A 20,903-nucleotide genomic window follows, 5' to 3' on the forward strand; every position below is an offset into this window, starting at 1 on the left:
TGATCCGGACTTTCTGGGAGGACCGCGCAGAGCTGGACCTGCGGCCCTGTGCGCTGGAGGAGGCGATGCGGGAGGAGCGCCTGCCCGCCTGCGATTGGCTGATCCTGGCCACGGACAACCACTCGTCCCGGCTGCGGGCGCTGGAGCTGTGGCGGCGCTGGGACTGCCGCCTGCTCAACCTGGCCACGGACATCCAGGTGCGGGAAGGCGGCGCCCGCATGTGGGCGCGCGTCACCCTGCTGCCCCGGGACCGCAGCTGGTGCCTGGTCTGCGCCGAGGCGGTCAGCGCCGAGGAGGCGGCCCGGGAAGAGGCGGGTCCAGACCTGCGCGAGCGCCTGCGGCGGGAAGGCTACCTGACCGGGGTGAAGGCGCCGGCTGTCTATCACTTGAACGGCCTGTGCGCGTCCTGGGGGGTTGGCCTGCTGCATCAGGCCCTGTTGGACGGCGGCCTGGCCGAAGGGCGTGACCTCCTGCTCAACCCCGTCGACAGCCTGCTGATGGAGGTGGAGCCGCCGGCCCGGGGCTGCTGGCACTGCGCCCCCGGCGAGGCCGCGGCGGCGCCGGACTCCCTGCCCAGGCTGACGCTGCCCGCGGGGCCGGGGCGGTCCATGGAAGAGGGGCGCACCGCCCGCCGGGGGCCTGGCGGCGGCGCGCGCGGCTTGTGAGTGCAGGGGCGCTTTTCGACGTTCGCTTGGCCGAAGGGCTCACCTGCCCGCGCCATCCATCGTGAGGACGCCGTGACACAAACCGACCTGCCCAACACCGATTCCGCCACGTGGAGCGATCTGACCACCCTGCCCGTCTTCTCCTGCCGTGTGCGCCTGCGCTTCCGCACGGCGGGACAGCTGCCGCCCTTCAAGGCCTCCACCGTGCGTGGCGCCCTGGGTCACGCGCTCAAGGGCCTGGTCTGCGAACAGCGCGGCCGCCCCACCTGCGAGGGCTGTCCCCTTGAACCCGCCTGTTCCTATCCATGGCTCTTCGAAGGGCGCAGTCCCCGGCCCAATCCCTGGTATCAGCAGTCCAACGCCTCGCCGCCGCTGCGTGTGCAGGTGCCGGACGAGGCCCTGGGCCAGGTGCGGCCCGGGGACGGCCTGGATTTCCGGCTGACCGTGTTCGGGGACGGCATCGCCTACACCGGTCTGTTGCTGCGCGCCATCGACGAAGTGGGTCAGAAGTTCGGCCTGGGGCGAGACCATTTGCGCGGCGCCGGCCACTTCCACCGCCTGCAGGTCGTGGACGAGGACACGGGGGAGCCCATCACCGACGGGTACAAGCTGCCTGAGCGGGTGCAGGCCCGGCCGCTGCGGGAACGCCTGCGCCGCCTGGAGCCGACTCCCTGGCGGCGCCTCCTGCTGACCACTCCCCTGCAGATGAAGCTGGGCGGGCGCCTCTGGACGGATCCCGGCCAGATCCCGCCGCTGAAGGATTGGATCGAGTCCATCCAGCGCCGCCTCTATCTGCTCTGCTGGCACCTCGTGCCGGGCTTCGCCCTGGCGCCGCCCGCCGCCGTGCCGCCGGCGGGGCGCCTGCTCGCCTCCGACCTGCGCTGGCAGGAGTTGAACCGCTACTCCCATCGCGACGAGCAGTTGAAACCCCTCTCCGGCATGACGGGCTGGATCCTCTACCACGTGGACGGGACGGCGCTGGACGAGCTGCTCGCCGCCGCCGAGTGGCTGGGTGTGGGACGCCAGACAGTGATGGGTCTGGGGGAAGTCCAGATCCTGGACCGCTGACAGGCCGCTGCCGCCCCCACTCCCCCGCTGGAAACATGGCCAGTTGCCGCCTGCCCCGGGCCTGTCCGCGCGCCGTTCACATCTCCCTCGCTGATCCGGCGACGCCCATGGCGCACCCCGTAGACTCACCGACGTGGCAGTCCATTGAAAGGGACGGGATCCAGCCCCTTGGTTGTTCGCAAGGGAGCGACACACAAGAGGAGGATCCCATGAAGACGCAGCGCGTGTTGGTGCTGGTGGACGAGGCCAATCTGACCTGCACGGTGAGGGGCTTCGACCGCTGGGTGGACTGGAAGCGGTTGAGGGACTACCTGGCCTGCGCCGAGGAGGGCCGGCAGCTGTTGGAGATGGCCGTCTATGTGGGCATGCCGCCCACCCACCCCGACTTCAACGAGGTCGAGGACAAGAAGGACCGCTTCGTCTACTGGCTGGAGACCAACGGCTTCCTGGTGGTGACCCGGGAGGGCGTGCCGGCGCCGGCCAACGGCAACGGTGCGCGCGGACCGGGCTACAAGGCCAACGTGGATGTGCTGATGGCCATGGACGCCGTGTCCCTGGCGGCGGAGATGCGCCCCGACGTGGTGGTCCTCGTCACCGGCGACGCCGACTTCGCCCCCCTGGCGCGCCACCTGCGGCGCAAAGGCATCCGCGTGGAGGCGGCGGGCATCGAGGGCAGCATGTCCCGCGCCCTGCGCAGCGCCTGCAACGACTTCATCGACTTGGCGGAACTCCTCGCCGAGTTCCCGGGGGTCAATGGGCAGGAGGCGCCGGCGCTGGGCACCGCCGGCGGCCTCTTCGCCTGAGGCCGGCAACCTGCCCAGCACCCACGGGCATGCGCCGCCTTTGCCCCCTGGCCTTTCGGGTCAGGGGGCGGTCGTGCTCGGCTCTGGAGTCAGGGCCCCCAAGAGGCGGATGCTCTCGCCCTGGTGCAGAGGCGTACCGCCAAGACCCTGAGACGACATCTGGTCAAGAGTCTGCCGCACGGCCTCGCTGGGTGCGACACCCCGCGATAGCCGGTAGAAAAGCGTTTCAAGCAGCTGCTTTCGCAACGGGCCACTGGCGCCCACGCGGCGGCGATAGGCCAGCACGATGCGGGCGCCGCCCAGCAGCGCCGCCATGGCCGGACCCAGGTCGTTCTCCGTGCAAGGATCCTGGACGGAACCGCTGTGGCAGCAATCCAACACGACCAGGCGGCAACCGGCGGCCTGTGCGAACAAGTCGCCCACATCCAGGCCCGCATCGGCTTGGTTGTGCTTGATCATGGAGCGATGGGGCTGCTGCGGATGGCTTTCCCCGTGGCCGGAGAGCAGCCAGATACCCGCCTGGCTGGGTTTCCGGAAGAACCGTGTGACGGCTTCCACTGACGCGAAATCGGCGGGAGGACCCGTTCGCCGGGACGGCGGCTCGACGCTCGATGAAAGCGGGCGGAAGAGCCAGTTCAGGTTGGGGCACTCCAGGATCAGGAGGCGCCCGCCCCACAACCCGTCCCCGTGGGGCAGGGCGTGCCAGGCGATGTCCTCGGCCTGGCCATCTGCGATGACGTGGATGGTTTCACCTGCGGGATAGCCTTCGAACATGAGTTGCCCCAGTCGCCCGCGGGAAGACAGGGATGAATCGTTGATCCAGTCCGCCGCCAGGGTGCGATGCTCCAATGCGCCACCGCCCGGCGCCGTGCGGATCAGGTGCCACTCCCGCTCCCCCTGGATGAGGCGGACGAAGGCCGGACATCCCGCCGCGAGGACGGAGTACTCCGGCAGGCGGGGCGGCTCCTGGACATGGACGGTCCCCTGATCCAGCTCCCGCTCCGGCTGGGACCCCAGCAGAATGGCCAGCAGCTGCTCCTGCAGGTGGGGCTTGGCCACCAGGTCCAGCACGTGCCGGTTGCAGGGGTGCTCGGCCTCGGTCAGGGCATGGTGCAGGCGCTGTTCGGGCGCTTGGCGGCGTGGAGCCAGACCGGGTGACAGCCACAGGTCGGCATGGCGCTGATAGAGGGGCCGGGCGTGTTCATAGAGACCGCGATCCAGCCAATCCAGCCAGTCCAGCTGATCCGTGCCCAGGCCGTCCACCTGGTGCAGCCTCCGCATCAGGCGGTCCAAGCCGCGCCGCTCCCAATCGAGCCTGCGCAATCCCCGTCTGACGGCCAGGCGCTTGATAGCCGCCACGTGAAGCAATCCCGGGGCATGCAAGGGTCGGTTTGACAAGGCAAGAGCGAGGGCCTCCTCCTCCGGCATGGGCAGCAACCCGGGCCGATCTCCATCCCACGCCAGTTGCAGGCGGCAGCGCATGAAGAAAGCCCGGTGGAAGAGAGGCAGGCGGGCCTCCGCGGCGGGGCCGGGCAAGCAGCGCGCCAGGTCGCCCCAACGTGCATTCCTCTGCAGCAGGTCGCAGGTCTTGCGGACCTGTTCCAGACGGAAGCCGGGCGCCAAGCGCCGCCCAAGACGCAAGGCCAGGCGCAGCGCATCTTCGGCCGTGGGCGCCGTCGTGGAGGAAGCCAGTTCGCCACGCGGATCGTTGACCCGGATGTCGGCGACCAGGCTGAGAACCTGGGCGCGCAGGGCCGTCGGCAAGCCCTCTTCCGCCAACAGGTCTTCCAAGCCATGCATCGCTTCGCTGTGCTGATAGCGGAAAGATTGCTGGCGGGCCTGCTCCAGCTTCAACAGCCACAACCACGTGGACCGACGGTCGCCTTCGCCCGGCTGGGCGGCGGCCGCCAGAAGATCCCGCCCGGTTTGGAGCAGGTGTTCGGCGGCCCGGTGCCGGCGGCAGGTGGATTGGATGCGGGCGGCCCAGTAGGCTTCCAGGGCATGGCGGGGTGCGCTCGATTCCAGGCGGCGGCGGGCCTCCTGCGGCCGGCCGTCCATGAGCAGGCGGATGGCGGGCAACCACGGGTGGCCGCCGGGGGGGGGGCCTTGCCGGCTGGGTTCCACCCGGCGCAAGGCCAGGGCTTCCAGAACGTGCACGTGATCAGTGGACAGGGGGCAGCCCACCAATGGTTTGCCTGATGGCTTGATCATCCCCAGACAGCACGGCGTGCACGGCCCGGAGCCAGGGATCGCGGCTGGCCTCCATCTCCGCCAGGTGTTCCTGGGGGGAAAGGAACTCCGGACCGGCCGCCCGCCTCGCCTCGTCCGCCTGCTCCGCCAGATGCTGGCCCAAGACGATCAACTTGGCCTGTTTTGACTGTCGCAAATCGTCCGGTACTCGTTCCACCAAGCCGAAGAACTTGTCGTGCAGGGCCATGTCCAGTGTCCGCGCCAGGGGCGCCATGCGCAGGCTCGTCTGCACCAGGCGCAGGTTGCGCACATCCCGCGTGCTGGGCAAGCCCGTCGCCGGATCCAGGGGAATGGGCCATCCGCTGTCCCAGGCCAGGGTCGGCGGGAAGTCCTCCGCCTTTGGGCGGTCCGCCAGGGCCAGCACGCCCTTCCAAAACGCGCCAAGCAGTGGCAGGGCCGCCGGGGTCAGCTCGCCATCCAGTTCGGCCAGGTCACCGGCCAGGACGCTTTGGAAGTTGCTGAACTGGAGCAGCACGGGTTCCAGGTCGACCGGGACAAAGGGCGCCCACAGCACCAGGTCGCTGTCCACCAGTTGATGGGCGCTGCCATCCGCCAGCGGCACCACGGTGACGGCCTCCAGACCGCAGGGCAGTTCCTCGGGACCGGTCAACACCAGCAGGCGGGGCACCAGGCTGTTGGCGCCATCCGCATCCCGGGGGATCCAGATTCCGCCCGGTTTGATGGTTTGGGAAGTGGTCGTCACGGGTTGATCCTCATCAGTCAAGAGACGTGTGCCGGGGAACATCGATGGGTTGCCGACGGGCGCAGGCGAGCAGGCTCTCATACATCTTGCGCTGGTCATCTTGCATACTGAGCACTCGGCACAAGTCATTCAAAGCCGGCTGGATATGCCGTCTCCATTGCTCATCCAGCGCCCGCCAGCTGACTCCGAACTCGGGAGCAACCGACTTCATGATGGTCGTCAGGGCGATCTTCTGATCTTCGCCAAGTAGTTGATTCTCCAGTTCAGGCACCACCCGCAACAGCAAGCGACGGTGCTCGGTGCGCATGCGCCGCAGGAAGTGGACCACGACCCGGTCCAGCTCTTCGTGCTCCCCTGCCCCCTCCGCGCTAGCCCCTGCATCTCGCCGGGCATTTCGAACGCCGTCCCCCGCCTCACCTGATTCATCCAGCGTTGGCTGTTGTCCAATCAATCTATCCCCCGGCTGCGGTTGGGACGATCCATCCTCGGAGCCGGAATGCAGCCAGGTCGAATCCAAGGAGCTTGGCATGTGCATGAACGCCCCTTGGTAATCCAGCACGGTCATGAACTGCTGGCATTGGTGAGCCTGCAAGGTGAATTCGAAGGTTGTGTCGATGAACCCGTTCAGCCTGGCGCGCTCCACGTCCAATTCCGGCAGAAGTCCGTTGTCCAATTGACGGGCCAGGCTTTCCAGGTCCGCGTTGTACTTCGCGACCGGCAACGACCACGCGCTGGGCGCCTTCCATGGATCTCTGGCTTCCTCGATGGTCTGGTAGGTCGGTTGGGCCAAGATCTCCCGAATGCGTCGGTTGGCCGTCTTCCATCGCTCCTGAGTTCCCTGCTCATCAGGGATGATCTTGAGGCTGTTGCGCAGGCACTGGCGCAGATAGGCCGCCAAGCTAGTCTCGCGCTCCACGGCACTCCACTTGGAGACGTAATCCCGCTCGAAGATCTCACCCTGGAAGCGATGCAGGACACTTTCCATCAAGGCAAGCCAGGTGGGTGGAGAATCGAACTCGATGTAGCGGGCCAACTGCACGTCCAAGCGAGTTGAACAAACCCCCCGGACCACCTGATGGCGCAGGGCCAGCAGCCAAGCGTTGTAGTCCGGATCCGCCGCCCCCCCTGCGTCGCCCTTGGCCCGCCACCTCAGCCAAAGGGCATGGAGGTTCTGCTCATGTGCTGGGAGATAAGTGGGCATCGATCCAATCCTTCAGCAAATCGACCACTTGTTTGGCAATGTCGGGCGATGCTTGCGCGATGAAGCGCGGGTGCGACCAGGCCGCTTCCCAGGCGGACAGCTCCTGCCAGCAATGAACCAGCAGCAGGGAATCCCCCTCCAGTCCAGGCACGCTGCCTTCCGGTAGGTAGAGCACCCACTTGCGGCGCTTCGATCGTCCCTTGAGCGGCTCGCCGCGTTCATAACTCGACAAGGGCACGGCGCGCAACGCCGGCCCCGCCACGCCCATGGTGTATCCGGGCCGGTGATAGGCTTTCGCCTCCCGCTCGGCCATGCCGAAGGTGAAGAGCCGATCCGGCAGCCACCACAGGTTGTGGGGACGGAAAAAACTCTTCGCTCCTGGCGGCGGCGCATGCATGTCCATGATGGTTCTCGTTCGCTGTGTCCTGTGACGAGGGGCAAGTTAGCGAGAAACACGCAACGTCGCCCCCGCCTGCGTCCATCCCGCCCATGATCACACCAACCAGCGGGCCAGCTTGTACACACCATAGCCCAACGCCACCGCGGCGGCCGCTGGGGCTGCCGTCACCAGCAGGGTCCCGGCTGCCATGCCACCCTCATGCCAGAAATGATTGCCGTGATGAGTGTAGCCCGTACGCCCCGTGACGAGGTGGTCACCGATGCGGTAGCGGATGGACATGCCTGCTCTCCTTCACTTCTGAAACGGCCCCTGCGACCGGTTCACCCAGGGCAAGGGGCCGGCGGGCAGTTTTTCAAACAGGCGGGTCGAATCCTTGTGTGCTCAGCCGGCATTCGCCGCATCACCCCGGTCAGACCCAGACTGGATGCGCCGGATCTGCCTGCTCCATCCCTCCTCGGTGCAGAAGAAGAGGGTTGTCGCCAGGTTGAGGCGGAACAGGGTCTCCACCGGGCACAAGGCGTGGGTGCCCAACAGGGGGACGCACTCCGGATCGATGCGCTGGACGCGGACGGCGCCGGGCACCGGCGGATCGTTGCTGTATCCGGGCGCGGCGGGCATGGTCGGGTCCGGCAGGATCGTGCAGGAATAGCCGGGCTTGGCCACGCGCCTGACATGGGCCAGGACGCGCTGCTTGCCACCCATCAGCATGCCGTGTTGATCGAATAGAAAGGCCATGGTCGACTCCTTGCTTTCACAATGCAAGGGGCTGACCGGTTGAGTTTTCAAGTATATTTCGGCTACAACGTGCGCCGGTTGGCTGGACCTGCTGTTTGTCTGCCAGTCAGGCTGTTTCACGATGGCGGTGGCTCCTCAAGTGGGCGCATCCAGCGGGCGGACGGCGAAGTCGCCTGCGCCGACCGCGGTGGCCATGGCGCGCGTGCTTCAGTGCGTGGCCTGCGGTGCCACGATCTGGGGGGTCGCTCGCACGATCTCCGCTTCGTCGACGGTTCAGGGCTTGCCCGGGCGCAGTTTCCTCCCGCGATGCCCTTGACCAGACCGATGCCAAATCGCCGGGCGATTTCCTTGTTCAGCAAATCTTCGGCGGCCAGCAGGAAGATCCGGGCGCGCTCATTGAAGCGAACGGCCGACCTCGTCGGGTCCGACCCTCGTGCAGCTTGCGCTCCTCGGCGCTCAGCGTGTTGGTCGGCGCGGCGCACATGGATGGCGTGTTCCTGGTTGTGAAGCGCTTTGAACCAGGAGAGCGAAACACATTCGCGCCCACAATCGCGCGGCACGAACACCCAGCATGGAAGGATAAAAGGGCGATTCATTGTCCTTCCCAAACGGATGAATGACGGAAGGGCAAGCGCCGCGCTTGATCCCGGCGCGACCGTCCCGAATGGCGCAGCATCCCGCCCGTGGCCTTTTCCAGGCTCAGCCGCACGGGCTCCATGGCCAGCCTGGCATAGGTCTCCGTCGTCGTCTTCGATTCGTGTCTCAGGATATTTTTGATAACCTCCAGCGGCCTGCCCGTGTCGATCTGGAAGGTGGATAGCCTGCGCCTGAGGTTGTGCATGCGGGCCCATCAGGCCGGCGCGCTCCAGGAGGCGGATCCGCCCGACCTTGGGATTGGTCATGGGTTTGCTTGGGTTGCGCCCCGGAAAGACCCACGAGCTGACGGCCCGGGCGCGGCGGGCAAGGAGAATCTGCCGCACCGCTCCACCCGCACCACGGCAGCTCGCCGTCCGCCCATCACGGCTCTTCCTTTTTGCATGCTGCACGCCGCTTGCCCCAAGGTTCCGCATCCTCGATGCGTCACGCATGATCCCGGACCTGGAACAGTGCCTTGGCGCTTGGGTTGTGGGCAGTGGATGCGCCTTTGCTCCTTACGCTTCGGGACAGCCGGGTACTGCGCATCTCTGTACTGCGCATCTCTATCCAATCCGGGCCAGCTGCTTGCGCTTGGTCACCGCACGGGCCATCGAGCTGGAGGAGGACTGGCTGACGGATCGGCGCAATCTCAACATGGCGCTATTGCTGGAAGCGATGGGCGAGGCCGGGAGGATGGCCGGCTGATTTTGCGCAAGATCCCCGACTTGTCTTTGCCAACGACCAGTACACCCAGCATGACAAGGCGGCCGACATCCCCGCTCCGGACATGTCCTTGCCAGCTGATGACGCTGGTTCCATCGTTTTGATCGGGCAGCCACTACATCTTGAAGGACAGGATGGTCGCCAGACCACAACATCCTGCGCAAGTACTTGACTGACAACAAATGCCGCGATGGCGTGATTTGTGCACGCCGTGCCTTGTCGCGGAGGTGGTGCTTGCGCACGCCATGCGGACCAGGAAACGCAGCTTTGAACAGAGTCTGCCGCCATCCCGCTGGGCTTGATCTCGTGCGGTGCGGCAAGAGGTCGTGCGCACCCATGTTCCATGTTGCGGAAGCGCCCCCGCTGGAAGGTGGCGCGGGAAGGGAGCCCAATGATCCAACCCGGCCAAGCCGACACGGCCGTCGACCCCATCTGCGGCATGAGGGTGGAGACGGCCACCGCGCTGATTGCCGAGCGCAATGGACTGACCGCCTACTTCTGCAGCGAGCACTGCCGTCAGACCTTCCTGTCACATCCGCCTGATGCGGGGCGGGTGAAGCAGGTGGCAAGGGCGGGGGGGACGGTCGCCTATACATGCCCCATGCATCCCGAGGTGCTGCAGGACCATCCCGGCAGTTGCCCCACCTGCGGCATGGCGCTGGAACCAAGGACGGGCATGACGGGCACGGACGACCAGGCGAATCCCGAGCTGCTTGACATGAGCCGGCGCTTGTGGTTCGCCGCCGCGCTGACCGCGCCGCTTGTCCTCGTGGCGATGGGCCACCTGATTCCCGGCCAGCCGATCTCGCACATGCTCACCCTGCGGGCCCAGACGCTGCTCCAGCTGGCCCTGGCGACGCCGGTCTGCACATGGGCGGCGTGGCCCTTTTATGTCCGCGCGGTGCAATCCGTCAAGAACAGAAGCCTCAACATGTTCACGCTGATCGGCCTGGGCGTGGGCGTAGCTTTTGCCTACAGCGTGGTGGCCGCCTTGCTTCCAGGCCTCTTTCCAACGTCCTTCCGCATGCACGGCGAAGCGGCCGTCTACTTCGAATCCGCCGGCGCCATCGTGACACTGATCCTGCTGGGCCAGGTGATCGAGCTGCGCGCGCGCAGCCGGACGGGACAGGCCGTACGGCTGCTGCTCGGCCTGCAGGCCAAGACCGCGCGGCTGCTCATGGATGACGGCACAGAGCGGGATGTGGCCCTGGACCAGGTGCAGGTCGGACAGCGTCTACGCGTGCGGCCGGGCGAGAAGGTGCCGGTGGACGGAGTCGTCCTGGAAGGCTCCAGCTCGCTGGACGAGTCCATGGTCAGCGGCGAGGCGATCCCGGTGGAAAAGGGCGTGGGCGATCGGCTCATCGGTTCGACCGTGAACGGTGGCGGCGGCCTCGTCATGCGCGCGGAGAAGGTGGGCGCCGAGACCCTGCTGGCGAGGATCGTGGCGCTGGTCGCCGAGGCCCAGCGCAGCCGTGCGCCGATCCAGCGACTGGTCGATGTCGTGGCCGCCTGGTTCGTGCCGGCCGTCATCCTCTGCGCCGTCCTGACCTTCATCGCCTGGTCCCTTCTGGGACCCGAGCCGCGTCTGTCCCACGCCCTCATCAATGCGGTGGCGGTGCTCATCATCGCCTGTCCCTGCGCTCTGGGCCTGGCCACGCCCATGTCGATCATGGTGGCCACGGGCAAGGGCGCTGGCATGGGCATCCTGTTCAGGAGCGCCGAGGCCATCGAGCTGCTGCGCCAGGTCGACACGCTGGTGGTCGACAAGACGGGCACGCTGACGGAGGGAAAGCCCAAACTCGTCAGTGTCGTGGTGGCGCAGGGCGGGGAGGAGCGCTCCCTGCTGCGGCAGGCGGCCAGCCTGGAACGGGCCAGCGAACACCCCCTCGCCGCCGCCATCGTCGCGGGCGCCGAGGAGCGAGGCCTGGTGTTGACCGATGTGCGGGACTTCTCATCCAGCACCGGCCTGGGGGTCAAGGGGCGGGTGGAGGAGCGCGAGGTCGCGCTGGGCAACCTGTCCTTCATGGCGAGCCTGGGAGTCCTGCCCGGCGAGCTGGCGACCCGCGCGGACGAGATGCGGCGCGATGGCCGGACCGTCCTGTTCGTGGCCGTCGACGGCCAGGTGGCGGGCCTGCTCGGCGTGGCCGATCCGCTCAAGGCCACGACCGCCGAGGCCATTCGCACCCTGCACGCCGAAGGCGTCCGGATCGTCATGCTGACAGGAGACAACCGCACCACGGCCGAAGCCGTCGCGCGAAGCCTGGGCATCGACGAGATCCTGGCTGATGTGCTGCCCGGCCAGAAGGCCGACGTGATCAAGCGCCTGCAGGCGGAAGGGCGCGTCGTGGCCATGGCCGGCGATGGCGTCAACGACGCCCCGGCGCTGGCCCAGGCGCAGGTCGGCATCGCCATGGGCACGGGGACGGACGTGGCGATGGAGAGCGCGGGCGTCACCCTCGTCCAGGGCGACCTGCGGGGCATCGCGCGGGCCCGCCGGCTCAGCCGCCGCACCATGTCGAACATCAAGCAGAACCTGTTCTTCGCCTTCGTCTACAACACGGTGGGCATCCCCGTCGCCGCGGGTGTGCTCTATCCGTTGTTTGGCGTGCTGCTCAGCCCGGTGATGGCCGCGGCCGCCATGAGTCTCAGTTCGGTTTCGGTGATCGCCAACGCCCTGCGCCTGCGTGGTGCGAAGCTGTAGGATGCGACTTGGGACGAGTCGTCCCCGGAGCGGGGGCTTTCCCGGCGTCAGACGGGACGCCCACTCGTGTCACACAAGGGTGCCATGGCGCCCCAGCGGAGGGGGTAAAGCGGCGTGATGAGGTAGGAAACAAGGGGTGAAAAGGAGAGCCAAGGATGCCAACCCAATTCGGCATGCGTGCAAGTTTGAATCTGCCGTACGAGCAGGCCATTGAGAAAACCGTGGCCGCCCTGCTGGCGGAGGGCTTTGGCGTGCTGACCCAGATCGATGTGAAGGCCACGTTGAAGCAGAAGATCAACGAGGACTTTCGCCGCTATGTGATTCTGGGCGCCTGCAATCCCGCACTTGCCCACCGCGCGCTTTCGGCCAACCTGAACGCGGGCCTGCTGATGCCCTGCAATGTCACCGTCTACGAGGAGGCTGACGGATCGATCGTCACGGCCGTGGACCCGCTGGAGACGTTGGGTTCCCTCAAGGAGGACAACGTGGCGAAGGACGTCGCCATGGAAGCCAGGGCCAAGCTGCAACGCGTCGTGGCGCGCCTCACGTGAACCGTGAATGATCTATAGAAGGAGATTGGCTTCATGAACAACAAGGACAGAACCGGCCTGATCATCGGTCTGGTTGTTGTGGGCGTGCTCATCCTGCTATTCGGAGGCGGGGCCATGAGCGGCTCCCAAATTGGCAGTGGCATGATGGGGAATGGCCGCATGGGCGGCATCCATTGGATGTGGTTCCCCACTGTCGTCATGGTCGGGGTGGGCGTGCTGCTGGGCTGGGTCATCTTTGGGAAGAAGTAGGTGGTCTGCGGAGATGCCCTGATGTGTTCCCGGCGGCAGCACCTGCCACTGCCAAGGGCGATGCATGCCTCGGCCCGAGCCGTCACGCAATAGAACTGAAAGCATGTTGGCTGGGTGGAAACACACGTGGCCACGATTGATCATTGAATCCTCCACCTCCGGGCTTTGTCCAGGGCGGGGCCGGTCGAGGAGCCACCCACGGACGTCAGGAATTCGGACAACTTGGCCGACAAGGCCTCCAAATCGCGGGTCTCGCACTCCCAGACGACCAGCGTGTCCCAACCGGCATGGCGCAAAGTGGCCAGCGCACTGCGGTCCCGGGCGCGGTTGCGGTCGTGCTTTTCCTTCCAAAATCCTCGGTTGGACTTCGGCAACCGGTAGCCGGCACAGCCTTTGTGTGAATGCCAGAAACAGCCGTTTACGAAGATGACCTTCCGCCGTGCAATGAACGCGAGATCTGGTGTGCCCGGCAAGTCTCGTCGATGCAGGCGGAACCGGAATCCCATGGCATGGACAAGACTGCGTACCAAGAGCTCGGGCTTGGTACCCTTGCCTTTGATCCGGGCCATCAACGCGCTGCGGGCCTCGGGTGTGATCACGTCCGTCGCGGCCATGTGCTTCTCGCAGGAAGAAGGTGTCCGAGGGGTGGGACATCCACTCGGTATCCCGATGACAGGAGAATACTGAATCCGGGCCGAAGAGGCAGGATTGGGAGCTGATGACTCTGTGTGCAAGTAGGCGGGAGGCTTTGTCCGATCGACTGAGTCCTGTTTCCTATCGATCAGACAAGGAGGTGTGGGTCAGTCGCGATCAAGTTTGTGGCTGTACCTGGGTCGACCCAGGATGCTGGCAGCCAGCTGCTTGTTGTGCACGGATGAAGTGGCATCGATGCGCTCCAGGGCGATGCGAACATCCCGGTGCCAGCCTTCATTGTCCAGCCAGTCGAGACGCCAATGCCAAGTGGATCCAGGCTTCTATCCAGAGGGAGCTGAGTTCGGGGCAGCCACCCGCAGGCGCTGGACCTCGCCTTGCGCCCTATCACGCCCCATGCTCCCAAATCCCGCATCGTCGATGCGTCGCACATGATCCCGCACCTGGCAGTCACCTCTACAAAAATGAGTTCAATCAGAAATCAACGATCAAACATCGATAACATGATGCAGCTCATGTGGGATCCAAGGCAGCTGGCGACGGGTGCGATCCGGTCGGCCGGCGACATGAGAGTTTCTTGACCAGGAGGCGCATCATGTCCCGCTCACCCTTTGCCGGCCCGACCCTGACCTTGTTCACCCTGGCCCTGCTCGTCGCGCTGGGTGGTCTTGGCTGCGGCCAGTCCACCTCCATCGTCCGCAACCAGGCCATCGGCAATAACGGCAGCTTCGAGCATGACCGCTCGGGACGGCCCGTCAACTGGCACGTCCACCAGAAGGCCGTGAAGAAGAGCCGCACGGAGCTGAGCCTGGACAAAACGGAGGTGCGGGACGGCGGCCAGTCCCTCAAGTTCAGCGTGGGCACCGCCTCCGGCAATGGGGCGGGGGAGTCTCCCGGGATCTACCAGGACTTCGCCACCCGGCCCAACCGCACCTATCGCGTCTCCTTCTGGCTGAAGAACAACCAGACCCGCTTCAAGGTCTTCGTGACCGGCCTCTCGCCCAAGACCACGCCCACCCGCCAGCTCGTCCTCAGCGAAGAAGGCCTGGAGGACGACTGGTCCCAGTTCAATGTCAACCACACGACCACCGGCGCCCAGACGGCGATCCGCTTCGAGCTGAACATCACCGGTCCGGGCACTCTCTGGATCGACGGCGTGGAGATCCAGGAAGTGGACGGCAACTAAGCGCCCGGTACGCCTGGGGAGGCATCCGTGTCTCGGCCCAGGGCATCACCAGGGCATCACCAGGGCAACACCAGGGCATCACCAGGGCATCACCAGGGCATCACCAGGGCATCACCAGGGCAACACCAGGGCAACACCAGGGCATCACCAGGGCATCACCAGGGCACTGTCCATTTCTTCTCACAACCCATGTCCGTCTCAGCTGCAACTCAGCACTTTATCCAGCCTGCCTTACAAGCTCCCAGGCCGGTGCCAGGTTGGTGCCAGTGCCAATGGTGCAGGTTCTGCACCATTGGCCTTAGCAGAAGCGCGGGGCGCTTCTGCCTGCAATCGGCTCGGCTGATCGACACGAAGCCTTCAAGAACCAACTCGTCCTCTCGGGATTACAAGCATTCCTGTGACCGTCCGCCCCGCGCCCCTCAAGAGGAGGCCGAGGCGTAGTTGCGCAGGGCCAGCCGCCAGAAGCCGAGGACGGCCAGGAAGAAGAGGGCCGTCACCCCCAGCACGTGACCCAGCAGGGCGGGGGAGACGCCCTCGAAGAGCAGGGCGGTGGGGAAGGAGCTGATGAGGGCGAAGGGCAGGGCCGTCACCAGGATGCGCCGCACCCAGCCGCGGAAGATGCGGTCCGGCCGTTCGCTGTACTTCTCCAGCACATAGAAGGTCTCGCCCAGGCCGCGGCTCGAATGGAGCCAGAAGACGGGGATGAGGAAGGCGAGGTGCACCAGCCAGTAGAGGATGGCGCCGTTGAGCAGGAGCAGGATGAAGACGCCGGCGGCCAGGGGGTCGAGGGGGCCGGGGTAGCGGCCCAGGGCCCAGGCCAGCAGGGCGACGGCGATGAGCAGGTTGACGAAGGAGTTGGCGGCGAAATCGCGCAGGCTGAGGAAGAAGAGGGGGCTGACCGGGCGCGTCAGGTAGTAGTCCAGGTCGCCCTTGTTGACGAAGATGGGCAGCCACCACATGTTGTTGGCGAAGATGGTCATGTGCAGGGCGTCGATGAGGAAGAAGCCGCAGGCGAAGACGATGGCCTGGTCCAGGTCCCAGCCTCCCAGCAGGGCCGTGTGCCGGTAGAGGACGCCGAAGAAGGCCAGCTGCACGGCGTAGAAGGCGGCGTCCATCACGATGCGGAAGAAGAAATCGACGCGGAACTCCATGGCGCGGCTGAAGGAGAAGCGCAGGAAGTGCAGGTAGAGGCGCAAGTGGCGGCCCATCAGATCCCCACTCCCGTGTAGCTTAGCTCCCCGCGCCGCCAGACCAGCCGCGACAGGGCCCACAGCAGGCCGCACCACAAGCCGATCAGGCCCATGCCCGCCGCCCACTCGCCGAAGGCGAGGCGGCCCATCAGGGCGCTCACCGGGAAGTCGAAGAGGAAGCGGAAGGGGAGCAGGTCCAGCACCGCCCGCGCCTCGTCCGGGAAGAGGCTGAGGGGCAGCAGGGCCCCGCCCAGCAGGCCGCTGCCGAAGCGCACCAGCACGGCCAGGCTCCACACGTTGTCCGCCCAGAAGGCCACGGCCTGGATGGGCAGCAGGAGCAGGAAGTAGAGCAGGTTGCCCGCCGCCAGGGCGATGGCGCCCATGGCCAGTTCGGCCGGCCCCGGGCGGAAGGCGCCGATGCTGCCGGAGAAGAGGGGCATGAGCGCCATGAAGAGGACGAGCTGCACCAGGGCCGGGAGCAGGGCGCCCACATGCTGGGCGTACTTGACGCTCCAGTAGTCGACGGGGTAGAGCAGGTAGCGGCTCAGGCCGCCGTCGTAGATGTCCTGGGAGAGGCCGGCCATCATCTCCTGGCCGCGCACCAGCTTGCCGCAGAGAATGACCAGCACGTAGTACTGCAGCATGGAGGGCAGGTCCCAACCGCCGATCAGCGCTTGGCCCGTGCTGCGGAAGATGGCCTCCCACAAGTACCAGACCACGCCCAGCTGGGCGAAGAAGCTCACCACGACGTTGATCCAGAAGTCGGCGCGGTAGCTCATCGCCTTGCGCGCCTCCACGCTGGCCACGTGGCTGAAGAGGCGGGCGCGCTGCCTCACGCCGCCTCCACCGCGGGCGGGGACTCGGCGGCCGGCAGGTCGCCTTGGGCGCGGCGGGCGTGGAGCAGGCCCTCGATCACGGTGCCGATGTCCATCTCCTCGATGGCGAGGTCGTGCACGGCCAGTTCCGTCACCAGGCGGCCGGCCAGGCTGGGGATCTCGTCCCGCGGCGCCTGGATGCGCAAGCGCTCCGGCCCCTCCTCGAGCACCTCGAGATCCAGGCCCCGCCCCAGCAGGCGGCGCAGGTCGGGCGGCGGCGCCCCCGGCTTGAGCTGCACGGCCACCACCTTGTGCCGGGCGTGGGTGCGCATCACCTCGGCCAGCGGCCCGTCGAAGACCAGCTCGCCTTCGCGGATGATGAGGATGCGCGCGCAGAGCCGCTCGATGTCCTCCATGTAGTGGCTGGTCAGCAGCATGGCCGGGCGGTGCAGCTGCCGGTAGTCGAGGATGAAGTCGCGGATGGCGCGCTGGGCGCTGAGGTCGAGGCCGATGGTGGGCTCGTCCAGGAAGACCACGCGCGGCCGGTGGAGGAGGGCGGCGATCAGCTCCATCTTCATCCGCTCCCCCAGGCTGAGGCGGCGGATCTGGATGTGCAGCTCGCCCTTCACCTGCAGGGTCTCGCTGAGGAAGGCGAGGGTCTCGCGGTACTGGCGCTCGGGGATCTGGTAGATCTCCTTGAGCAGGAGGAAGCAGTCCGCCGCCGGCAGGTCCCACCACAACTGCGCCTTCTGGCCCATGATGAGGGCGATGCGGCGCTGGAAGTCCCGCGCCCTCTCCCAGGGCTTGTGCCCCAGCACCCGCGCCTCGCCTGAACTGGGGTGGATGATCCCGGCCAGCATCTTGACCAGCGTGGTCTTGCCGGCGCCGTTGGCCCCCACCAGGCCGAGGATCTCGCCTTCGCCCACGTGGAAGGTGGCCTCGCGCACAGCGTGCTTGACCACCGTCTCCCGCCTGACCAGCGAGCGCAGGCTGCCCCAGAGACCCTCCTGCTTGCGGTGGACATGGAAATCCTTGCTGAGGGATCGCACCTCGATCATGGCCGGCTCCTTGGATGCCTGAATATGATGAAGCGGGACGGGGGGTGGGCGGGCGGCCGGCGCTTTGTCCGCCACCGCCGGTCAGCCTGTCCTCGGGACCTGTGGACGGTCCCGGCGGCGACGCGTGGATTTCCTTTTGCCAAGAGCGACCTTCCGGCATGATACACGCCACCCGTCAACCCGCGGCCGGTTCCGGCCTGGTCCTGGCCAGCCTGTTGTCGCTCCTGCTCCTGCTGGCCGCCTGCGTCGGGGGGGAGCCGGCGGCGGACCGGCCCCGCGTCGTCTGCACCACCGGCATGATCACCGACCTGGCAGCCCGCATCGGGGGTGACCGCCTCCAGGTGGACGGCCTGATGGGGCCGGGGGTCGATCCGCACCTCTACAAGGCGAGCGCCGGCGATCTCCACCTGCTCAGCCGCGCCGATCTCGTGCTCAGCAACGGCCTGCATCTGGAGGCCCGTCTGGGGGAGGTGCTGGCCAACCTGCGTGAGGCTCGCGCCGTCGCCCTCTGCGAGGGATTGGAGGGAGTCGACCTGCTGGTCGCCGCCGGGGGCGGCGATCTGCCTGATCCGCATCTCTGGTTCGACGTGGCGGCCTGGAGCCGCGTCGCCCGGCGCATCGGCGAGGAGCTGGCCCGCCTCGATCCGCCGGGGGCCGCCAGCCACCGGGAGCGCGCCGCCCGCCTGGCGGAGGGCCTGGACAGCCTGGACGCCGCCATCCGCGCCCGCACGGCCGCCCTGCCGCCCGAGCGCCGCGTCCTGGTCACCGCCCACGACGCCTTCCAGTACTTTGGCCGCGCCTACGGCTTCGAGGTGCGGGGCCTGCAAGGCATTTCCACGGTGGCCGAGGCGGGGGCGCGGGACGTGCAGGAGCTGGCCGCCTTCCTGGCCGAGCGGCGCATCCCGGCCATCTTCGTGGAGTCCAGCGTGCCACGCCGCACCCTGGAGGCCGTGCGCGAGGCGGCCCAGGCCGCCGGGCACGAGGTGGCCATTGGCGGCGAACTCTACTCCGACGCCCTGGGCAGCGCCGGCACGCCCGCCGCCACCTACGAGGGGATGGTGGCCCACAACGTGGACACCATCCTCCAGGCGCTCGCCGTGCCAAAGGAGGCGCCATGAGCCGGCCACCCGCCATCGAGGTGCATGACCTCACCGTCGCCTACCGGGCGCGGCCCGTGCTCTGGGACGTCGACCTCGAGGTGAAGGCCGGCACCCTGACGGCGCTGGTCGGACCCAACGGCGCCGGCAAATCCACCCTGCTCAAGGCGATCCTCGGCCTGGTCAAGCCGGCGGCGGGCACCGTGCAGGTCCTTGGGGCGCCGCTGGCCCTGGTGCGGCGCCGGGTGGCCTATGTCCCGCAGCGGGGCAACGTGGATTGGGACTTCCCCGTCACGGTGGAGGACGTGGTGCTCATGGGCACCTATGGGCGTCTGGGCTGGTTCCGGCGGCCCGGTGCGGCAGAGCGACGGGAGGCGCGCCAGGCCCTCGATCGCGTCGGCATGACCGACTACGCCCGCCGCCAGATCCGCCAGCTCTCGGGCGGGCAGCAGCAGCGCACCTTCCTCGCCCGGGCCCTGGCCCAGGGTGGCGAGCTGCTCATCATGGACGAGCCTTTCCAGGGGGTGGATGCCCGCACCGAGCGGACCATCGTCGACCTGCTGCGACAACTGCGCACGGAGGGTTCCACCGTGCTCGTCGTCCACCACGACCTGCAGACGGTGCCCGATTACTTCGACGAGGTCGCCCTGCTCAACGTGCAGCTGGTGGCGGCCGGCCCCGTGGCGGAGGTCTTCACCGAAGCCAACCTGCGCCACACCTACGGCGGCCGGGTCGCCGGCGAGCGGCCCGCCGCCGCCTTCCCGGGAGTGGACGCGTGACGGGCCTGGACCACACCGCCCGCGTCGTGCTGTCCGGCTGCGCCCTCATCGGCCTGCTGGGCGGCGTGCTGGGCGTCTTCGTCGTGCTGCGCCGCCAGAGCCTGGTGGGGGACGTGGTCTCCCACGCCGCCCTGCCCGGCATCGTGCTCGCCTTCTGGCTGCTCGGCAGCCGCGCCGCCCCCGTCCTGGCGGCCGGCGCCATCGTGGCCGGCCTGGCCGGCATGTTGGTGGTGACCTTCATCCTGCGGCACTCCCACATCCGCGAGGACGGCGCCCTGGGCCTGGTCCTGGCCGGCTTCTTCGGCTTGGGCGTCATGCTCCTCACCTGGATCCAGGGACGCCCCGACGCCGCCCAGGCCGGGCTCGACCGCTACCTCTTCGGCAGCGCCGCCTCGCTGTTGGTGCGCGACCTGTGGTGGATGGGCGGCGCCGCGCTGGCCGTGGTCGGCGTGCTGGTCCTCCTGTGGAAGGTGTTCGCGCTGACCGCCTTCGACCCCGACTTCGCCGCCCAGCTGGGCTGGCCCACGGTGCGGCTGGACTTCATTCTCACCCTGCTCACCGTGCTGGTGATCGTGCTGGGGCTGCAGACGGTGGGCGTGGTGCTGATGAGCGCCCTGCTCGTCGCCCCGGCTGTCGCCGCCCGCCAATGGACGGACCGCCTGGGCGCCATGACCCTCCTCGCCGCGCTGGCGGGGGCCCTGGCCGGCCTCCTGGGTGGCTGGGCCAGTTTGACGGTGGAGCGGATGCCCACCGGCCCCGCCATCGTGCTGGCCGCCGCGCTGCTGGTGGCCCTCTCGCTGCTTGCCTCGCCCCGGCGCGGCTTGCTGGGGGTGCTGCTGGCGCGGCGTCGGGCGAGGCGCGGAGGGGAGGCGCTGCCGGCCGGCCGGGCCTGAGCAGCGATCCGCCCTGCCTTCCCCCGCTGGGCGGCTGGTGGGACCTGTCCACCGCCGCGGGCAGGGCGCCCCTTTGGCCGAAGCTATGGGGGCGCGCTGTCCAGGCCGCGTGACCCGGCGTGAATCTGGATGGCCGGGGAGGCTGGATACAGCGAACTTTTCGGGAAAACCCAGGTGCCCCGGGAGGGTGGGGTGGCGGTGGGAGGGAAAACTGGGGTTCTTCGGAAAACTGTCCCGAGGCCGGGCTGCCTCTGCAGCACGCCCGGGCAGCCATCCCCGCCCTGGATGATGGCGCGGCCGGCCGGCCGCGCCTGAGCAGCGATCCGCCCTGCCTCCCCCGCTGGGCAACTGGAGAGACCTGTCCGCCGCCGCAGGCAGGGCACCCTTATGGGAGGCGTGGCGGGGGCGCGCTGTCCAGGCCGCGTGACCCGAGGTGAATCTGGATGGTTGGAGAGGCCGGGTACAGCGAACTTTTCGGGAAAACCCAAGTGCCCCGGGAGGGTGGGGTGGTGGTGGGAGGGAACACAGGGATTTTTCGGAAAACTGTCC

The 20,903-nt window shown here is 67.6% G+C and carries 20 protein-coding genes; 10 read left to right on the top strand and 10 right to left on the bottom strand.

Annotation, left to right across the window (positions count from 1 at the left end):
* From Q8O14_02125 to Q8O14_02135, 3 genes are all read left to right on the top strand, one after another.
* A partial coding sequence (locus Q8O14_02125; GenBank protein ID MDP2359539.1) for a hypothetical protein occupies positions 1 to 665 on the top strand: 665 nt, incomplete at its 5' end.
* Between the two features lie 72 nt (positions 666 to 737).
* Positions 738 to 1,733 (top strand): CRISPR system precrRNA processing endoribonuclease RAMP protein Cas6, encoded by a 996-nt coding sequence (gene cas6 / locus Q8O14_02130; protein ID MDP2359540.1) that lies wholly within the window; start codon positions 738 to 740, stop codon positions 1,731 to 1,733.
* 209 nt (positions 1,734 to 1,942) lie between these two features.
* Entirely contained in the window at positions 1,943 to 2,536 is a 594-nt protein-coding gene (locus tag Q8O14_02135; protein ID MDP2359541.1) for an NYN domain-containing protein, read from the top strand.
* A 60-nt stretch (positions 2,537 to 2,596) separates the two neighbouring features.
* On the opposite strand, the gene Q8O14_02140 is transcribed toward Q8O14_02135, so the two are convergent.
* From Q8O14_02140 to Q8O14_02165, 6 genes are all read right to left on the bottom strand, one after another.
* Positions 2,597 to 4,693, bottom strand: a complete 2,097-nt coding sequence (locus Q8O14_02140; protein MDP2359542.1) for a CHAT domain-containing protein — start codon at positions 4,691 to 4,693, stop codon at positions 2,597 to 2,599.
* A 4-nt stretch (positions 4,694 to 4,697) separates the two neighbouring features.
* A complete protein-coding gene (locus Q8O14_02145; protein ID MDP2359543.1) occupies positions 4,698 to 5,489 on the bottom strand; it encodes a hypothetical protein in 792 nt (263 codons plus the stop codon).
* Positions 5,490 to 5,502: 13 nt separating this feature from the next.
* Complete coding sequence (locus tag Q8O14_02150; protein MDP2359544.1) at positions 5,503 to 6,522, bottom strand: hypothetical protein; 1,020 nt, start codon at positions 6,520 to 6,522, stop codon at positions 5,503 to 5,505.
* A 142-nt stretch (positions 6,523 to 6,664) separates the two neighbouring features.
* The gene (locus tag Q8O14_02155) at positions 6,665 to 7,093 is read right to left on the bottom strand and encodes a hypothetical protein (GenBank protein MDP2359545.1); all 429 of its coding nucleotides are present in this window, start codon (positions 7,091 to 7,093) and stop codon (positions 6,665 to 6,667) included.
* Between the two features lie 90 nt (positions 7,094 to 7,183).
* Positions 7,184 to 7,369: a hypothetical protein gene (locus Q8O14_02160; GenBank protein MDP2359546.1), complete on the bottom strand. Its 186-nt coding sequence runs from the start codon at positions 7,367 to 7,369 to the stop codon at positions 7,184 to 7,186.
* Between the two features lie 102 nt (positions 7,370 to 7,471).
* Entirely contained in the window at positions 7,472 to 7,825 is a 354-nt protein-coding gene (locus tag Q8O14_02165) for a hypothetical protein (protein MDP2359547.1), read from the bottom strand.
* A gap of 1,750 nt (positions 7,826 to 9,575) precedes the next feature.
* Here Q8O14_02165 and Q8O14_02170 point away from each other — a divergent pair.
* The 3 genes from Q8O14_02170 (at position 9,576) to Q8O14_02180 (ending at position 12,685) form a co-directional block, all read left to right on the top strand.
* The gene (locus tag Q8O14_02170; GenBank protein ID MDP2359548.1) at positions 9,576 to 11,885 is read left to right on the top strand and encodes a heavy metal translocating P-type ATPase; all 2,310 of its coding nucleotides are present in this window, start codon (positions 9,576 to 9,578) and stop codon (positions 11,883 to 11,885) included.
* Between the two features lie 155 nt (positions 11,886 to 12,040).
* Positions 12,041 to 12,436 carry a DUF302 domain-containing protein gene (locus Q8O14_02175; GenBank protein ID MDP2359549.1) on the top strand — a complete coding sequence of 132 codons (396 nt, stop codon included), beginning with the start codon at positions 12,041 to 12,043 and terminating at the stop codon, positions 12,434 to 12,436.
* A 33-nt stretch (positions 12,437 to 12,469) separates the two neighbouring features.
* Positions 12,470 to 12,685: a hypothetical protein gene (locus Q8O14_02180; protein ID MDP2359550.1), complete on the top strand. Its 216-nt coding sequence runs from the start codon at positions 12,470 to 12,472 to the stop codon at positions 12,683 to 12,685.
* Between the two features lie 140 nt (positions 12,686 to 12,825).
* Here Q8O14_02180 and Q8O14_02185 read toward each other — a convergent pair whose 3' ends face one another.
* Positions 12,826 to 13,299 carry a very short patch repair endonuclease gene (locus Q8O14_02185; GenBank protein ID MDP2359551.1) on the bottom strand — a complete coding sequence of 158 codons (474 nt, stop codon included), beginning with the start codon at positions 13,297 to 13,299 and terminating at the stop codon, positions 12,826 to 12,828.
* Positions 13,300 to 13,931: 632 nt separating this feature from the next.
* Between Q8O14_02185 and Q8O14_02190 the strand changes: the two genes are divergently transcribed.
* Positions 13,932 to 14,522 (top strand): carbohydrate binding domain-containing protein, encoded by a 591-nt coding sequence (locus Q8O14_02190; GenBank protein ID MDP2359552.1) that lies wholly within the window; start codon positions 13,932 to 13,934, stop codon positions 14,520 to 14,522.
* 419 nt (positions 14,523 to 14,941) lie between these two features.
* Here the strand turns inward: Q8O14_02190 and Q8O14_02195 are convergent, their stop codons facing one another.
* From Q8O14_02195 to Q8O14_02205, 3 genes are read right to left on the bottom strand one after another with little or no spacing between them, the layout of a single operon-like run.
* Complete coding sequence (locus Q8O14_02195; protein MDP2359553.1) at positions 14,942 to 15,730, bottom strand: ABC-2 family transporter protein; 789 nt, start codon at positions 15,728 to 15,730, stop codon at positions 14,942 to 14,944.
* The gene (locus tag Q8O14_02200) at positions 15,730 to 16,548 is read right to left on the bottom strand and encodes an ABC-2 family transporter protein (protein ID MDP2359554.1); all 819 of its coding nucleotides are present in this window, start codon (positions 16,546 to 16,548) and stop codon (positions 15,730 to 15,732) included. The genes Q8O14_02195 and Q8O14_02200 overlap by 1 nt, the downstream gene beginning before the upstream one ends.
* On the bottom strand, positions 16,545 to 17,585 hold the full coding sequence (locus Q8O14_02205) for an ATP-binding cassette domain-containing protein (GenBank protein ID MDP2359555.1): 1,041 nt from the start codon (positions 17,583 to 17,585) through the stop codon (positions 16,545 to 16,547). Before Q8O14_02205 ends, Q8O14_02200 begins: the two co-directional genes overlap by 4 nt.
* 158 nt (positions 17,586 to 17,743) lie before the next feature.
* Between Q8O14_02205 and Q8O14_02210 the strand changes: the two genes are divergently transcribed.
* Genes Q8O14_02210 through Q8O14_02220 form a run of 3 tightly spaced genes read left to right on the top strand, consistent with a single transcriptional unit; the run spans position 17,744 to position 20,354 of the window.
* Complete coding sequence (locus Q8O14_02210) at positions 17,744 to 18,703, top strand: zinc ABC transporter substrate-binding protein (protein MDP2359556.1); 960 nt, start codon at positions 17,744 to 17,746, stop codon at positions 18,701 to 18,703.
* Positions 18,700 to 19,461: a metal ABC transporter ATP-binding protein gene (locus Q8O14_02215; GenBank protein ID MDP2359557.1), complete on the top strand. Its 762-nt coding sequence runs from the start codon at positions 18,700 to 18,702 to the stop codon at positions 19,459 to 19,461. Before Q8O14_02210 ends, Q8O14_02215 begins: the two co-directional genes overlap by 4 nt.
* Positions 19,458 to 20,354, top strand: a complete 897-nt coding sequence (locus Q8O14_02220) for an iron chelate uptake ABC transporter family permease subunit (protein MDP2359558.1) — start codon at positions 19,458 to 19,460, stop codon at positions 20,352 to 20,354. The genes Q8O14_02215 and Q8O14_02220 overlap by 4 nt, the downstream gene beginning before the upstream one ends.
* The last annotated feature ends 549 nt before the right edge of the window (positions 20,355 to 20,903 follow it).

It is taken from the genome of bacterium (assembly GCA_030685015.1).
Lineage (GTDB): Bacteria > CAIWAD01 > CAIWAD01 > CAIWAD01 > CAIWAD01 > CAIWAD01.

Excerpts from the sequence above, each read along its gene's own strand:
- Q8O14_02135 (MDP2359541.1), top strand. The coding sequence starts at position 1,943 with ATGAAGACGCAGCGCGTGTTGGTGCTGGTGGACGAGGCCAATCTGACC.
- Q8O14_02155 (MDP2359545.1), bottom strand. The coding sequence starts at position 7,093 with ATGGACATGCATGCGCCGCCGCCAGGAGCGAAGAGTTTTTTCCGTCCC.
- Q8O14_02160 (MDP2359546.1), bottom strand. The coding sequence starts at position 7,369 with ATGTCCATCCGCTACCGCATCGGTGACCACCTCGTCACGGGGCGTACG.
- Q8O14_02165 (MDP2359547.1), bottom strand. The coding sequence starts at position 7,825 with ATGGCCTTTCTATTCGATCAACACGGCATGCTGATGGGTGGCAAGCAG.
- Q8O14_02170 (MDP2359548.1), top strand. The coding sequence starts at position 9,576 with ATGATCCAACCCGGCCAAGCCGACACGGCCGTCGACCCCATCTGCGGC.
- Q8O14_02175 (MDP2359549.1), top strand. The coding sequence starts at position 12,041 with ATGCCAACCCAATTCGGCATGCGTGCAAGTTTGAATCTGCCGTACGAG.
- Q8O14_02180 (MDP2359550.1), top strand. The coding sequence starts at position 12,470 with ATGAACAACAAGGACAGAACCGGCCTGATCATCGGTCTGGTTGTTGTG.
- Q8O14_02185 (MDP2359551.1), bottom strand. The coding sequence starts at position 13,299 with ATGGCCGCGACGGACGTGATCACACCCGAGGCCCGCAGCGCGTTGATG.
- Q8O14_02190 (MDP2359552.1), top strand. The coding sequence starts at position 13,932 with ATGTCCCGCTCACCCTTTGCCGGCCCGACCCTGACCTTGTTCACCCTG.
- Q8O14_02195 (MDP2359553.1), bottom strand. The coding sequence starts at position 15,730 with ATGGGCCGCCACTTGCGCCTCTACCTGCACTTCCTGCGCTTCTCCTTC.
- Q8O14_02205 (MDP2359555.1), bottom strand. The coding sequence starts at position 17,585 with ATGATCGAGGTGCGATCCCTCAGCAAGGATTTCCATGTCCACCGCAAG.
- Q8O14_02210 (MDP2359556.1), top strand. The coding sequence starts at position 17,744 with ATGATACACGCCACCCGTCAACCCGCGGCCGGTTCCGGCCTGGTCCTG.
- Q8O14_02215 (MDP2359557.1), top strand. The coding sequence starts at position 18,700 with ATGAGCCGGCCACCCGCCATCGAGGTGCATGACCTCACCGTCGCCTAC.